This is a genomic window from Streptomyces sp. B21-083 (assembly GCF_036898825.1).
Lineage (GTDB): Bacteria > Actinomycetota > Actinomycetes > Streptomycetales > Streptomycetaceae > Streptomyces.
On record NZ_JARUND010000002.1, the window covers coordinates 360,580 to 374,187 of the forward strand.

Sequence of the window (13,608 nt, forward strand, 5' to 3'; positions counted from 1 at the left end):
CGGGCAAGTTTCAGCGAGAAAGGGCCAGGGTCCGCGCTGTCGCGCGCAGTTGAGGCGCCGCGCGTCTTCGACCGCAAATGAGGCTCACGTCGCGTTTCCCTGACCTCGAGCGACCGGCCTCAGCGGTTCCGGGGCGGCGCTGTACGTGCGACCGCGGGTGCATTCCAGGAGCTGAGGATGCGGAGTTTCGTGAATCAGCGGGGTGGTACAGGCTGCGGTGACCTCGGAGCGTTCGGCGGGGTGACCGTCCTCGAAGCGGGCGCCGGCGCAGATGAGGGCAACGAGGTGGGGTGCGGTGATCACGCGCCGGGCTCGGCGAGTTTGAACCCTATGGCCAGGGCCGCGGCCGGACTGCCGGCGCAGCGGGTGGCCTTGGGCCCGAAGCGCACCGTGCCCTCAGGTCTGAGCCGGAGGCTGACTCAGCTCAGCGTGGCCGTGAAGTGCGCTGCGACTCGGTCCGCGGTGTCACGAACCTGTCCGGGGTGATCGTAGAAGCTGAAGTGCTGACCCTTGCCCCAGTACAGTTCCTTTGGCCCGGCGAGTCGTTCGTGCACCTTGCGTGCCTGGCCCGGGTAGGAAGCGAATCGCGAGTGGACCATGAGTGTTGGCGCGGTGACACGTGAAGCGCTCGACACGGCGTCTGCGCTGAGCATGTCGCCCCAGGCCATCACCGCGAATTCGTTGCGCCACTCGCGTACGTTCCCCCGCTTCGCGGACAGGTAGTACGGCATGGGCACAGTGTTGACAGCCTTTCGGCTGTACGGGTGGTAAGCCGGAATGGTGTCGACGATGCCGGTCTTCTCGTACTTCTCTGTGGCCGCTCGGCCTTCGGCGACGCGGCGCTCCGCGTGCGGGATCACTCCCGACTCGACGAACATGCCGGCAACCGTCGCTACGGAACCCACACCCGGATCGTTGGCCGCAGCCTCGATGACGGTGGTACCCGAGGTGCATACGCCCAGGAGCCCTGCCCCCGACACGTCGGACCGGCTTTTCAGGAAGCGCAAGGCCGCCGACATGTCAGCGGCCTTGGAGTTCGGGTCCTCGTACTGGCGGATGGCGCCGCTGCTCTGCCCGTAGTTGCGGTAGTCGATGGCAAGGCCGATCACGCCTCTGCGGGCCATCTCCCCGGCGTAGATCCCACCCATCTGCTCCTTCACAGAGGAAAACGACCCTCCCACAGCTACGGCGGGGTAGCGCTTGGACGCGTCGTGATCTTCCGGCAGGTAGAGATGGGCCACGATCTGGCCATCTCCGCTGGGAATCTCTACGGTCTGAGGTGCGAAACCGTTGGTGAGTGCGCTGAGCTTCTGAGCCATGCTGACTTCCTGGTTCGACGATGCGAGACGTTTGGATTGATGAGGCGGAACGCCGATTCCGTGCGACCGCTGACCAGCCGCTGATGATGGCCTGCCGGTCCATGGTCTGTTTGCTGGCGGTTTGCCCTGATTCGAGAGTGCCCGCGCCGCGACCCGCCCACAATGGGAGGAATCTTTCCTACCTGAGATGGCCTCCATGCCGGCGCCGGTGCGTGCGGGCGTGAACGGGCGGGATCCTGTGGTGGCTTGAGCCCTCCACTCAGATGCCGTGGGTCATGCAGCCGGTTCGACCGGTGGATCGTCTGATCCCGCGGCAGAGACCGAAATCCTGAGGGCCCATCTCACGGCCGCAGCCGCAGGCCCTCCTGTCCCAGGACTGGAACCGCCCGGGTCGGCGCGTCCGGCGCGTTACGGCGGCCAGGTTTGCGATGTTCGCGGTGTTGACCCCCGGCGATCAGCTGTCGGTCGGGATGACCGGCAGGACGATGCGGGAGGGCCGTGCGGCGTCGTGCGCGATGTTCTGGTGGGCCGGGCGGAAGTCGGTTGCGGTGTCGATGGACTGGCCGGTGTTGAGGTTGCGGTCCCAGCGGGGGAAGTTGCTGGAGGTGACGTGGACGCGCAGGCGGTGGCCGGCGCGGAACAGGTAGCTGGTGGACCACAGGTCGACGGCGTGCTCGGTGAACTCGCCCGGTGTGGTGTCGGCCCGCAGGATCCCGTCCACGACGTTGACGGACAGGCCCTGGGGGTCGACGTCGCAGAGCCGGACCACCCAGTCCGTGGACGGGGCGTCGGTCGCCGCGTGGATGAACGCCCGGACACGGCCGGTGACTTCGAGGTCCTCGGCCAGGGGCTCGCTGGTGTACACCAGGACGTCCTCCCGGGCCTCCACGGGTGCCTGGTCGAGCGGACCGGGCCGGTACCCGGTGGCCGTGATCAGTGGTCCGCCGGTCGTGGGTACGGGGTCGGCCGGGTCGTAGACGTAGGTGTCGGTGCCCTCGTCGGCCTGGGGGGTGTCGAAGGCGAGCCCTTGGTCCGCGCGCAAGAACAGGTCGGTGTCGACGGCGCGGGACAGCGGCCACTCCTGTTCCTCGCGCCACTCGTTCTTCCCCATGACGAAGAGCAGTACAGGTGGCAGCTCGGGCCCGGACGGGTCGGCCTCGGGGGTGAGCCACCTGCGGAACCACGTGTTCTGGATGTCGACGAACCTGCCACGGAAGCCGAGCACCTCCATGTTCGCGGCGGCGCCGAAGTCCACGTCACCGATCTGCCCCGTGTATGCCTCGTGTGTCCAGGGGCCCATGATCAGGTTGGCTGGCCGTCCGGCGGCGTGCATCGCGGTGAAGTTGTCCAGCGTGCCCTGGCTGAAGACGTCGTACCAGCCGCCCAGGTTCAGGCTGGGCAGATCGATCTCCGCGTGGCGTCCCGCGATGCGGCAGGCCGCGCTCCACTCCGGATCCCGCAGCGCGTGTTCAAACCCCAGATCCTGGTTCTGTAGGCCGTGGCGCTGGTAGGCGGGGTGCCGGCCGGCCGGAAGTTCCCAGTACACGGAGGAGCCCAGCTGGTCGACATCGGTGAGCAGTGCCCCGAGCGCCTGCCCGAGCGCGGCCGGGTCGTCGGCGTGTCGGCGCGTCAGCGTGTCCCCTGCCATCAGGAGTGTCCACGAGGTGTTCAGCGCGAACTCGATGGCCCCACCGCGGGCGAAGAGCCCGTCATGCGGTTCCGACCAGGTGATCTGGGGGGCGATGGCCTTCAGCTCCGGGGGCTTGGACAGTGCGGCCGTCCACTGGGTGTTGCCGAAATAGCTGACCCCGATCATGCCGACGTTGCCGTTGGAGTTGGGCAGCGCGGCGGCCCAGCGGACGGTGTCGTAGCCGTCGTCCGGCTCGTGGGTCCACGTCTCCCACTCGCCGTCCGAGGCGAACCGGCCGCGGGTGTCCTGGAGTACGACGATGAAGCCTGACCGGGCCACACTGAGCGGATCGAGGTGTCCGGTGTTGATGGGGTGGCTCTTTCCGTACGGAAGACGGCTCAGCAGCACGGGGTAGGGACCGCCCGTGGCGGGCCGGTAGACGTCGGCCCGCAGAACGGTGCCGTCACGCATCGTCGCAGGGACATTCTGTTCAACCGTCACATCCATGTGCCGGCCTCCTTCGTGGTGTGTTGTTGCGGAATCACCGGACTCGGACAGGACGAGCCGGCCCTCGGCACTCCCGGACGGGCGGAACCGACGGCGATGCGCGGGCAGGCCGCGGAACGAGTCCGGTGGGGGGCGGGTATATGGAGGCCCACAGCGGGGCCGAACGGCACGGGCTATGACGCGGCTGCCGGGCCAAGTGGGTAGCTGTGTGCGAGGTGGTTGATGTCGTCGTTGCGCAGGACGGTGGGACTCGCTCCCTCGGCGCGGGTGACGGCGAGCATGGCGCGGCCGATGGCCTGAGTGGTGGTGACGTAGCGGGGAACGACGCGTCGCAGGAGCGGGTACAGACCTGCGGTGACGCGGTACACCGCGCGGTACATGGGGGTGCGGGAGATCGCTCCGTCCACGGGCTGCACATAGCCGGGGCGGAACATGTGCGCCGTCATCGGCATGGCGAGCAGCTCGTTCTCGGTGCGGCCCTTGACCCGTGCCCACATCTGCTGGCTCTTCCCGGTGGGGTCGCTGCCCTCCCCGGAGACGTAGCAGAACGTGAGGGCGGGGCTGGCGGCGTACAGGGTGCGGGCCGCTGCGAGGGTGTAGTCGTGGGTCACGCGCGTGTACTCGTCCTCCGCGCGGCCGACCGCCGAGACTCCGAGGCAGTAGAAGCAGGCATCCAGGCCTTGAAGCTCTTCCTGGATCGAGCTGTAGTCGGTGAAGTCCGTGTGGATGATCTGCCGCAGTTTGGGATGGGCGACGTTCAGTGGGCTGCGGACGACGGCGAGCACCTCGGTGACCGTGTCATCGAGAAGGCAGGCACGCAGCGCGCCGTGTCCGATCATGCCGGAGGCCCCGAAGACGATGACGCGCACGGATGTTCCTTCCAGAATGGGTGGGGATCAGGACGAGGGGGGCCGGGCGAAGCAGTCGCGGGTGACGCGACGGCCGTGGCGAGGGCCGTTCCCCATTGCCGTCGGTCAGGCACGAGGTTCTCGGTCATCCGTCCTGGCTTCGTGGCGTTCGGTCGCCGGGGCACTCCACGAGGCAAGGATCCGGAGTTTGTCGTGCGAGCTGGTGCCCTTTGGAGCTGACCACAGCACGAGCTGCTGGTCGGGGTCGCCGACGTAGCCGAACGCGTCCCAGTCGAGGGTGAGGTCGCCGAGTTCGGGGTGCCGGATGGTCTTGGTGCCGAAGTCCGGGCGGGCGACCTTGTGATCGGCCCACCAGTGGCGAAAATGCGGGCTCACGAGGGCCAGCTCGCCGACCAGGGCCGCGAGCCGAGGATCATGGGGATTGTCGGCGGCCTGCATGCGCAGGGTCGCGACACTGCTGCGCGCCATGGCCTCCCAGTCGTAGTACAGGTCCTGCACGCGCGGGTCGGTGAACACCATCCGGACGTAGTTGCGCTCATGGGGGGCCATGCTGTCGAGGTCGACCAGGAGTGCGGCGGCGAGCGGGTTCCAGGCGAGGATGTCGAGGTACTTGCCCACGATGATCGCCGGCGTGTCGGTGAGCTGGTCCAGGAGGCGCTGCAGCTGCGGCCTCACGAGCTTGGGGCGGGGCCGTGGCGGCGTGCGCCGTTCGGCCCGCTGGGCCAGGCCCTCGAGGTAGTCCCGCTGATCCGGCGTGAGGCGCAGGAAGTGGGCGATCGCCTCGAGGACGGGTTCGGACGGCGCGAGGCGCCCCTGCTCGATGCGGGCGTAGTAGTCCTGGCTGATCGCCACGCCGTCAGCGACTTCCTGGCGCCGCAGCCCGGAGGTACGACGGGTGGCATCGTGCGCGACGGGCAGTCCGAGGTCGTCCGGGGACAGCTCACCGCGCCGTGCCCTCAGGAACTGCCCGAGTTCTTGCAGGTAAGGGTTCTTCTCGGTCATCTCGTTCACACCCGCCTCGGTGCAGGAGCCGACGTCCAGGGCTCGTGTTGTCTCGGACCCGACTCCTACTGTGGGCCAGGCTGGTGTACCCGGGGCGTCACGCCGCCAGGGCCTTGCCGAAGAACTCGTCGAGCTTGTCGACAGCCGGTGTCACGTGCTCGTCCTGGTCGTACAGGGACATGTGGGTGGCACCCTCGATGAGGAACAGCTCGCTGGGCCCCTGGGCCAGGGCGACGGCCTTGTCGCTGTAGGGCCGGCTGAAGGCCTCGGTTCCGGCGATCATCAGCACGGGCCGGGGCGAGATCATCGACATGAAGCGGAAGGCGTCGAACTGGACGAGCCGGTCGATGCTGCGCACCAGCTGCTTGTTGTCCGAGCGGGGGTGCTGTCCACGGGGCGTGCGGTAGTACTCGTAGCCCTCCCCGCCTTCCTCCAAGGACTCCGGCACGATCGGCGCGTAGGCCGGATCGGCCCCGCCGGCCTCGGCGGTCCGCATCGCGGTCGACAGGTCGAGGATCTGTCGCAGGCCGGCCGGGCCCTGCCGGCCATCGAGGCCGTTACGGACCGCGTCGCCGGCGTCGAAGGCGCTCACTGTGCCGACAGCCTTGATCCGCGTATCGGCCTGTGCGGCGAAGGGCACGTACCCACCCGAGGCGCAGATCCCCAGCGCTCCGATCCGCTCCGGGTCCACGTCGTCGCGGGTGGTCAGGTAGCTGACCGCTGACTTCACGTCCTCGCTGCGCTGGTAGGGGTCCTCCAGACCGCGGGGCTGACCCTCGCTCTCCCCCTGGTAAGCCGCGTCGAACACGAGGGCGGCGTAGCCCTTGTCGGCCAGGCGCTGGGCGTAGATGCTCGCGGTCTGCTCCTTCACGCCCCCGCCCGGGTGCGAGACGACGATGGCCGGCAGGCGCTCACCCACGCGGCCCTCGGGGGCGAAGAACAGCCCCGCGATGCGCAGACCGTTGCTGGTGAAGCTGACCTCGGTGCTCACGTGAAGTTCTCTCTGTTGGTCGGTACTGGCTGGATGCCACGTTTCGAGAGTGCCTCCGGGCCGACTCGCCCACAATGGGAGGGATCTTTCCTACCTAACGAGCTCGTGCTTGGTTGACGGCATCGCCGCCTTTGACACCGCTGCCAGGCAGTCACGTGCTTGGTGCGAGGGCGCCCGTTGCCGGGCAGGCCGGCGCACCACGTCAGCAGCTCCACGGTGCCGTGACCGACATCGATCTCCAAGCCCAGGCCGAGCTCGGCGTGCACGGCGGGAGCCATAGGTGCCGCGGAAGGCGGTGTGGATACCCACGATGGCCTCGGTCAGCCGGGCGGGTTTCGTCCAGACGGCTCGACGGCAGCCGGTCCTGCCCGTAGTACCCGGAGTCGGCGACATGCAGCACCCGGCAGGCCAGTTGCACCGGCAGGTGCTCGCGGGCCGTCACGCGGATAGCTTCGAACCGCCTTTCGGGGATCTCACCTCACTCAGCAGTTCGGCAGCCCGCTGATGCATGGCCCACTCAGCCTCCAACTCGACGATACGTTTGCGGGCCGCAGCAAGATCGGTCAGGTCACTGCTGTTGGTAACCGACAACTGTTCCATATCGATGAGGTGTTGGCGGCGCCAGATATAGATCATCTGGTCGCTGATGCCGAGGAGCCGGGCGACCTCAGCGACCGTCCTTCCGGATGCGACGAGATCGAGGACCTTGCGGCGGAACTCGGGCGGACAGCCGTGGGGCATCAGGGCCTCCGAAGGCTGCTGGATCGTCGATTGTCCAGCAACCCGACTTCATCGGGACAGGGCATACCAAAGGGTGCTCCAGCGGCGCCGATATGATCGGCATATGGCGGCGACGAGACCTGACAAGCACCTGCGGGCGGATGCCGAACGCAACAGGCAGCGCATCATCGCCGCCGCCCGCCGGATCTTCGCCGACGAAGGGCTCGGCGTCTCGATGCGGCACATCGCCCAGTGTGCTGAGGTGGGAGAGCCGACGCTGCGGCGCCGGTTCCCCACGAAGGCGGACCTCGTGGCGGCGGTCTTCGAGGACAAGGCCAGGGCCTACGCCGACGCCGCCGCGAAGGCCCTGACCGAGCCGGACGCCTGGCACGGCTTCACCACGTACGTGGAAAGCGTGGCCGGCATGCAGCTCGGGGACCGCGGCTTCACCGAGGTCCTCACGATGACGTTCCCCAGGAGCATCCGGCTCGAGAGAGAGCGCCGTCGCGCCTACGAGAACATCGGCATGCTGATCGCGCGCGCCAAGGCCGCGGGAGCCCTGCGGGAAGACTTCACACCCGAGGACATCATCCTGGTGCTCATCGCCCACGCGGGCATCGTGGCCGGTGGCGGCGATATCGCCGGGAAGCTCTCACCTCGGCTCATCGCCTACCTGCTGCAGGCGTTCGCCGCACCGGGCACCGCCCCTCTTCCCGCTGCGCCGACCATGACCGAGACCTACCGCGCCCTGCTGCGGATGCACGGGGACGACCGGGGCGCGGAAACCTCCTGACCCACGCGCCGCATGGCGGGCGCATCCACACCGACCTTAACTGACGCAGGTGCGTCACTTGAGGTAGCGTGAGATGGCGCAGTGCGGCGTAACGGTCAGGGTCGCGCCGAAAAAGCCCGACTTCAGCGGACACTCGCGAGGTCCCTCTCAGGTCTTCTCGACACCCACGCCTCAGAAGTGGAATATATGCGTCACTTAGGTCGTTGGCCCGGACGGACAGATACCCAGAAAGGCGGTGCATGATGGAGATCGGCGCGTTCACGTTCGCCGACGTGGCGGTTGGCGAGGGCGTAGGGCCGGCCCAGCGCATTCCCGAGCTGCTGGAGGAGATCGCCCTCGCCGACGAGGTCGGGCTGGACGTGTTCGGTCTCGGCGAGCACCACCGGGCCGGGTTCGCGGCGCCGGCTCCGGCGGTGATCCTGGCGGCCGCGGCCGCCAGGACGTCGCGGATCCGCCTCACCAGCGCAGTGACGGTCCTGGGCTCGGACGATCCGGTGCGGGTCTTCGAGCAGTTCACCGCCCTCGACCTGGTCTCCCGGGGACGGGCCGAAATCATGGCCGGGCGCGGCGCGCTGCCGGACTCGTTCCGGCTGTTCGGGCACGACATGGCCGACTACGACGCCCTGTTCGACGAGAAGCTGCGTCTTTTGCTGACGCTGCGTGAGCCCGAGCCCGTCACCTTCTCAGGACAGTTCCGGCCCCCGCTGGACAACGAGCTCGTCCTGCCCCGGCCCGTGCAGGACCGGCTTCCGGTGTGGATCGGCGTCGGCGGCAGCCCCAACTCCGTCGTCCGCGCGGCATCCCTCGGCCTTCCGATGGCCCTGGGCACGGTGGGCGGCACGGCCGGGCACTTCGCGCCGATGGCCGAGCTCTACCGTGAGGCGACGGAGCACTACGGCCGCCCCCCGCAGCCGCTCGGCGTGACCCTGCACGGCTTCGTCGCCGACACCTCCCAGAAGGCGGCCGACATCTACTTCCCCGCCGACGCCGCGCTGTTCAACATGATTGGCGCCGAGCGGGGCGTGCCTCCCCTCACCCCTGCCGCCATGGCGGCGAAGAACGGCCCCGGCAGCATGTACGCGGTCGGCTCGCCCGGTCAGGTCATCGAGAAACTGCTGCACCAGCACGAGGTGCTGGGCCACCAGCGCACCATGCTGCAGCTCGCCGTCGGCCCCGTGAGCCACCTCGACGCGATGCGCGCCATCGAACTGCTGGGCACCGAGGTCGCCCCAGTCGTCCGCGCGGAGGTCGCGCGCCGCGAGAGCGTCGAGGCGGTGCGATGAACACGGGCGCGGCCGTCGAGGTGCGGTCGGTGGGCATCATCGGTGCCGGCAAGGCCGGGGTGGCGATCGCCGGGCGGGCCCTGGCCGCGGGATACCGGGTCCACATCGCGGCTTCGGGTCCGACCGAGCGCACCGCGCTGGTCACCCGCATCGTGCTGCCCGGAGCTTTGGCGGTCACCGCCGAGGAACTGCCGGGCGTCTCCGACGTCATCTTCGTGTGCGTCCCTCTGAGGAAGTGGCGCACTCTCCCCGCCGACCTCTGGACGGGCCGCATCGTCGTCGATGTCATGAACTACTGGCCTCCCGCCGACGGCATCCTGCCCGAGTTCGAGACCTCGGAGCGGTCCTCCAGCGAGATCGTCCGGGACGGCTGGCCGGCTTCGGTCCGGCTGGTCAAGACGCTCAACCACATCGGATACCACGACATCGAGGAGTGCGCCCGCCCCGCAGGGGCCCCGGACCGGGTGGCCCTGGGCATCGCGGGCGACGACCGCGCCGCGGTCGTCACGGTGGCCGGGATCGTCGACGCCTTCGGCTTCGACCCCGTCGACGTCGGTGCGCTGGCAGCCGGTGCCGTTCTGCAGCCCGGCCGCGACCTCTTCGGCGCCCTGCTCGGCGGTGCCGCGTTCCAGGCCGCCCTTCAGGACGGCCGTCAACGAGAGAACCTCGCCGAGTGTTCCGCGGCCTGACGGCCACGTCGGCGTGGCCGCGGTCGCCGGAAACCACCATGCAGCAGGAAGGCCCTCGACACGGCCTGGAACCAGGTTCGCCAAGACCGCGTGAGCGGCGGCCTTGGCTGTCCGACGCCGGCCCGTGACAGGCCGACCGTACCACTCACCAACCCTCGTTTCACCTAGGAGATATCATGCGCGCGCTTCACATCCCGGCCGCCGGGGAGCAGCCCGTCCTCGCCGAACTGCCCACCCCCGAGGTCCCCGACGGGCATGTACTGATCAAGGTCGCGGCCGCCGGTCTCAACGCCCTCGACAACGTGATCGCGGGCGGTATGGCGGCCGGCATGGCACAGCACGAATACCCGGTGGTGCTCGGCCGTGACGCTGCCGGCGTCGTCGAGCAGGTGGGCTCCGGCGTCGACCACGTCGCTCCCGGAGACGAGGTGATCGGACACATCCCGTTCGCCCCGCCCATCCAGGCAGGTGTCCTCGCGGAGTACGCGGTCCTGCCCGCCGCCAACGTCTGCGTCAAGCCCGCGGACCTCGACTTCGTGTCCGCCGCCGCACTCCCCCTGGCCGGTGCGGCCGCCCTGGCAGCCGTCGACGCCATCGACCCCCAGCCCGGGCAGACCGTCCTGGTCAACGGCGCCTCCGGCGGCGTCGGCTCCTACGCGGTGCAGCTACTGGCCGCGCGCGGTGCATCCGTTATGGCCACCGGCACCGCCGCCGACGCCGAGCGACTCAAGAAGCTCGGCGCCAAGACGGTCATCGACTTCACAGCCGGCTCCGTCGTCGACGCTGTCGAGGCGACCCACCCCGAGGGCATCGACGCGCTGGTCAACCTCGCCGGCTTCACCAAAGAGGACGTGCCCCTGGCCGCCATCCGCAAGGGCGGCAAAGTCGCCACCACGACCACGGCACCGGACGCGGACGCCCTCGCAGCCGCCGGCCTCACCGGCACCGCAGTCTTCGCCGCACCGGACACCCAGACCATCGCCTCGCTCGCCGAGCAGGCGGCCGCCGGCACCCTGACCGTCCATGTCGCCACGGTACTGACCCTCCAGCAGGCCGCCGAGGGGCTCGCCACGATCGCCGCGGGCAAGGCCAGCGGAAAGATTGTCATACGGATCGACCGCTAGGCAGAGCTGGCCACGACATCAACTACCCTGCGATGACCTGCGGTCTGCATCCCATCGGCGCGCAGGCGAGCGCCCCGTGCCCCCCATTCAACCGTGGTTGGCTGCGGTCAACAAAGGTCGATGCGGATGGTCAAGGGGCGCGCCGCGTCGTTCGTGGCCATTTCGACCGCCCGGCGTCCGGCCAGGCGGTACTTCTTGGCGTAAGCGGCATTGATGGCGTCGTGGGGTGCATCGGCTGCATCGTGGAAGGTGACGTCGTACACGAGGCTGCGGAAGGTGGCGGCGCGCACGATGCCGCGTGCTTGGATGCTGCCGACGCCGTTGGCGAGGGCTCTTCGGTACCAGCGCCCCGACGCGCTCATCGAGCGCACGTAGATGTCGTCTGCGACGACGACGAAGCCGACCGGGACGAAACGGCTCGGGGTTCCGTCGGCGCGCTGCGGATTGATGTGCAGCAGACGGCACCTTGCGATGCGACGGAGGTCGCCGGCTGGCCAGGTCATGCGCCGGCCCTCCCTTCTGCGGCGTCGCGTGCCGGTGTGGCCGCGATCCAGGAGCTGAGGATGCGGAACTTGTCCTGGGTGGGTGACCCGGGCGGGGCCGACCAGATGATGATCTGCTGGTCGGGGTCTCCGACCCATTGGAAGCCGTCCCAGTCCAGGGTGAGGTCGCCGAGTCCGGGGTGGCGGATGGTCTTGGTGCCGAACTCCTGGCGGCCGACGGGGCGGGCGGCCCACCACTGGCGGAACTGCGGGTCGGTGACGGACAGCTCGCCGACCAGGGCTGCGAGCCGAGGATCGGTGGGGTTGTCGGCGGCCTGAGTACGCAGCAGCGCGACGCCGGTGCGGGCCATGGCCTCCCAGGCCTCGTAGAAGTCCTTCATCCGGGGGTCGGTGAACAGCATCCGGACGTAGTTGCGCTCCTTGGGTGGCGTCTTGTCGACGTCGAGCAGAAGTGCCGCGGCGAGCGGGTTCCAGGCGAGGATGTCGAGGTACTTGCCCACCACGAACGCCGGTGTGTCGGTCAACTGCTCCATGAGGCGCTGGATCTGCGGGCGCACCGGTGTCGAGCGGCGCCCCGGAGGGGTGCGCCGTCCGGCCTGCTGCACGAGGCTTTCGGCATAGGCGCGCTGATCGGGTGTGAGGCGCAGTGCGTCGGCGATGGCCGCGAGGACCGGTTCTGAAGGGGCGAGCCGTCCTTGCTCGATACGGGCGTAGTGGTCCTTGCTGATCGCCACCCGCGCCGCGACCTCCTCGCGCCGCAACCCGGACACACGACGGGTCCCCGGATCTCCCGGAGGCAGCCCCAGGTCGGCGGGGTCGAGTTCGCTGCGGCGCGCCTTCAAGAACTGGCCGAGCTCTTCCAGGTGCGGGGTTTTCGCTGTCACGTCTCTCACTGCTTCTGGTGGCGTGCCCGGGACGGGTTGCGTCCCAGGCACGGCGCCGGTTGCGGGTCAGGTGAGCACCCGAAGGTGTCAGGCAGCCGGTCCCTCGGTGAGGTGGATGCGGAAGAACCTGGTCACGTTCGCGACAGCGTTGTCCATCTGCTTCGGCGAGTCGTAGTAGTCGTAGTGGTTTCCGTCAGACCACACGAGCTCCTTCTCGCCCTGAACAGCCTCGTAGAGCTTCTTGGCGTTCTCGGGCAGGGCGCTCTCGTCGGAGTGAACGACGATCGTCGGGGTCGTGATGGACGACGCCTCGCTCAGCGCATCGAACGAGAGCCAGTTCGCCCACGATGAGACGTCGAGCTCGTTCTTGTACTGCGGAACGTTGCCCCGCGACTCGTTCTCGTAGTAGTCGAAAACACCCTCGAACGGGATGTAGTTGACCGCATCCTTGTCGCTCTCGCTGTAGACCGTGATGGTCGTCGCTTCGCCGGTCTCCTCGTACTTCTTCTTGGCCGCGGCCGCCTGCTCGCGACGCGCGGCCATGCCGTCCTCGCCGTAAGTGGCGGCGAACACGTCCTGGTTGACGAGGAATCCGGCAATCGTCGCCAGGCCCTTGACGCGTGAGTCCTGCGCGGCGAGGTGGGTCGCGTTGCTGGCCGAGGTGCAGACACCGACCATGCCCACGGCCTCCACGTAGGGGAGCTCGGTCAGGTAGGTGACCGCCGCGCGGAGGTCGCTGAGCTTCTCGGCGGGCGACTCGTACTGACGCGGCTGTCCTTCGCTCTCGCCGTAATGGGCGTAGTCGAAGCTGAGGGCGACGAAGCCCTGCTCGGCGAACTTCTCGGCGTAGGTACCCGCCATCTGCTCCTTGACCGAGGTGAACGAGCCCTGCACGATCACAGCCTGGTAGCGGCCGTTCTCATCGAACTCGTCCGGGGTGAACAGGTTGCCCACCAGGGTCAAACCGTCGCGGTCGAAGTTGATCTTGCGCTGCACTTTGTTCTCCTCGGTCGGTTGCGTCTTCATCCGGGCTAACGGAAAACCGTTGCCGGTGAGGCTGACGGGGCGCCCATGCGGGTGCTCTCTGTCTGCGGGGCCGCAGGTCCGTTTGCTGACCGGATGCCACGTTTCGAGGGTGCCCCGGGTGCGACTTGCCGACAATGGGAAGAATCTTTCCTAGTCACTGACCTCCCGGAACCGAGGGAACGCCTGACCCGGCACCTGGCCAGCACCTCGGCCTGGAGTCCGACGAGCACAACGACCATGCCCGCGGCTACAGGTAGTGGCCCGGCCT

At 68.6% G+C, this 13,608-nt stretch carries 13 protein-coding genes; 4 read left to right on the forward strand and 9 right to left on the reverse strand.

Features of this window, described 5'->3' with window-relative positions:
• Positions 1-419: 419 nt before the first annotated feature.
• The 6 genes from QA861_RS25680 to QA861_RS25705 form a co-directional block, all read right to left on the reverse strand.
• Entirely contained in the window at positions 420-1,319 is a 900-nt protein-coding gene (locus tag QA861_RS25680) for an alpha/beta hydrolase (protein WP_334590936.1), read from the reverse strand.
• 454 nt (positions 1,320-1,773) lie between these two features.
• Positions 1,774-3,456, reverse strand: coding sequence for a CocE/NonD family hydrolase (locus tag QA861_RS25685; RefSeq protein ID WP_334590937.1), 1,683 nt, complete (start codon positions 3,454-3,456; stop codon positions 1,774-1,776).
• 173 nt (positions 3,457-3,629) lie between these two features.
• Positions 3,630-4,325, reverse strand: a complete 696-nt coding sequence (locus QA861_RS25690) for an NAD-dependent epimerase/dehydratase family protein (RefSeq protein ID WP_334590938.1) — start codon at positions 4,323-4,325, stop codon at positions 3,630-3,632.
• Positions 4,326-4,430: 105 nt separating this feature from the next.
• Positions 4,431-5,327 carry a helix-turn-helix domain-containing protein gene (locus QA861_RS25695; RefSeq protein WP_334594841.1) on the reverse strand — a complete coding sequence of 299 codons (897 nt, stop codon included), beginning with the start codon at positions 5,325-5,327 and terminating at the stop codon, positions 4,431-4,433.
• 97 nt (positions 5,328-5,424) lie between these two features.
• On the reverse strand, positions 5,425-6,318 hold the full coding sequence (locus QA861_RS25700; RefSeq protein ID WP_334590939.1) for an alpha/beta hydrolase: 894 nt from the start codon (positions 6,316-6,318) through the stop codon (positions 5,425-5,427).
• Between the two features lie 438 nt (positions 6,319-6,756).
• The gene (locus QA861_RS25705; RefSeq protein ID WP_334590940.1) at positions 6,757-7,059 is read right to left on the reverse strand and encodes a transposase; all 303 of its coding nucleotides are present in this window, start codon (positions 7,057-7,059) and stop codon (positions 6,757-6,759) included.
• A 103-nt stretch (positions 7,060-7,162) separates the two neighbouring features.
• Between QA861_RS25705 and QA861_RS25710 the strand changes: the two genes are divergently transcribed.
• From QA861_RS25710 to QA861_RS25725, 4 genes are all read left to right on the forward strand, one after another.
• On the forward strand, positions 7,163-7,831 hold the full coding sequence (locus QA861_RS25710) for a TetR/AcrR family transcriptional regulator (protein ID WP_334590941.1): 669 nt from the start codon (positions 7,163-7,165) through the stop codon (positions 7,829-7,831).
• A gap of 239 nt (positions 7,832-8,070) precedes the next feature.
• The gene (locus tag QA861_RS25715) at positions 8,071-9,114 is read left to right on the forward strand and encodes an LLM class flavin-dependent oxidoreductase (RefSeq protein WP_334590942.1); all 1,044 of its coding nucleotides are present in this window, start codon (positions 8,071-8,073) and stop codon (positions 9,112-9,114) included.
• A complete protein-coding gene (locus QA861_RS25720; RefSeq protein WP_334590943.1) occupies positions 9,111-9,803 on the forward strand; it encodes an NADPH-dependent F420 reductase in 693 nt (230 codons plus the stop codon). Before QA861_RS25715 ends, QA861_RS25720 begins: the two co-directional genes overlap by 4 nt.
• Before the next feature lie 176 nt (positions 9,804-9,979).
• The gene (locus tag QA861_RS25725; RefSeq protein ID WP_334590944.1) at positions 9,980-10,927 is read left to right on the forward strand and encodes an NADP-dependent oxidoreductase; all 948 of its coding nucleotides are present in this window, start codon (positions 9,980-9,982) and stop codon (positions 10,925-10,927) included.
• A gap of 107 nt (positions 10,928-11,034) precedes the next feature.
• Here the strand turns inward: QA861_RS25725 and QA861_RS25730 are convergent, their stop codons facing one another.
• From QA861_RS25730 to QA861_RS25740, 3 genes are all read right to left on the reverse strand, one after another.
• A complete protein-coding gene (locus tag QA861_RS25730) occupies positions 11,035-11,430 on the reverse strand; it encodes a DUF2255 family protein (protein WP_334590945.1) in 396 nt (131 codons plus the stop codon).
• Positions 11,427-12,314 (reverse strand): helix-turn-helix domain-containing protein, encoded by an 888-nt coding sequence (locus tag QA861_RS25735; protein ID WP_334590946.1) that lies wholly within the window; start codon positions 12,312-12,314, stop codon positions 11,427-11,429. Before QA861_RS25735 ends, QA861_RS25730 begins: the two co-directional genes overlap by 4 nt.
• Before the next feature lie 87 nt (positions 12,315-12,401).
• Positions 12,402-13,340 (reverse strand): alpha/beta hydrolase, encoded by a 939-nt coding sequence (locus QA861_RS25740; RefSeq protein ID WP_334590947.1) that lies wholly within the window; start codon positions 13,338-13,340, stop codon positions 12,402-12,404.
• Positions 13,341-13,608: the final 268 nt, after the last annotated feature.

Excerpts from the sequence above, each read along its gene's own strand:
- QA861_RS25720 (WP_334590943.1), top strand. The coding sequence starts at position 9,111 with ATGAACACGGGCGCGGCCGTCGAGGTGCGGTCGGTGGGCATCATCGGT.
- QA861_RS25740 (WP_334590947.1), bottom strand. The coding sequence starts at position 13,340 with ATGAAGACGCAACCGACCGAGGAGAACAAAGTGCAGCGCAAGATCAAC.
- QA861_RS25680 (WP_334590936.1), bottom strand. The coding sequence starts at position 1,319 with ATGGCTCAGAAGCTCAGCGCACTCACCAACGGTTTCGCACCTCAGACC.
- QA861_RS25685 (WP_334590937.1), bottom strand. The coding sequence starts at position 3,456 with ATGGATGTGACGGTTGAACAGAATGTCCCTGCGACGATGCGTGACGGC.
- QA861_RS25705 (WP_334590940.1), bottom strand. The coding sequence starts at position 7,059 with ATGCCCCACGGCTGTCCGCCCGAGTTCCGCCGCAAGGTCCTCGATCTC.
- QA861_RS25710 (WP_334590941.1), top strand. The coding sequence starts at position 7,163 with ATGGCGGCGACGAGACCTGACAAGCACCTGCGGGCGGATGCCGAACGC.
- QA861_RS25730 (WP_334590945.1), bottom strand. The coding sequence starts at position 11,430 with ATGACCTGGCCAGCCGGCGACCTCCGTCGCATCGCAAGGTGCCGTCTG.
- QA861_RS25725 (WP_334590944.1), top strand. The coding sequence starts at position 9,980 with ATGCGCGCGCTTCACATCCCGGCCGCCGGGGAGCAGCCCGTCCTCGCC.
- QA861_RS25695 (WP_334594841.1), bottom strand. The coding sequence starts at position 5,327 with ATGACCGAGAAGAACCCTTACCTGCAAGAACTCGGGCAGTTCCTGAGG.
- QA861_RS25715 (WP_334590942.1), top strand. The coding sequence starts at position 8,071 with ATGATGGAGATCGGCGCGTTCACGTTCGCCGACGTGGCGGTTGGCGAG.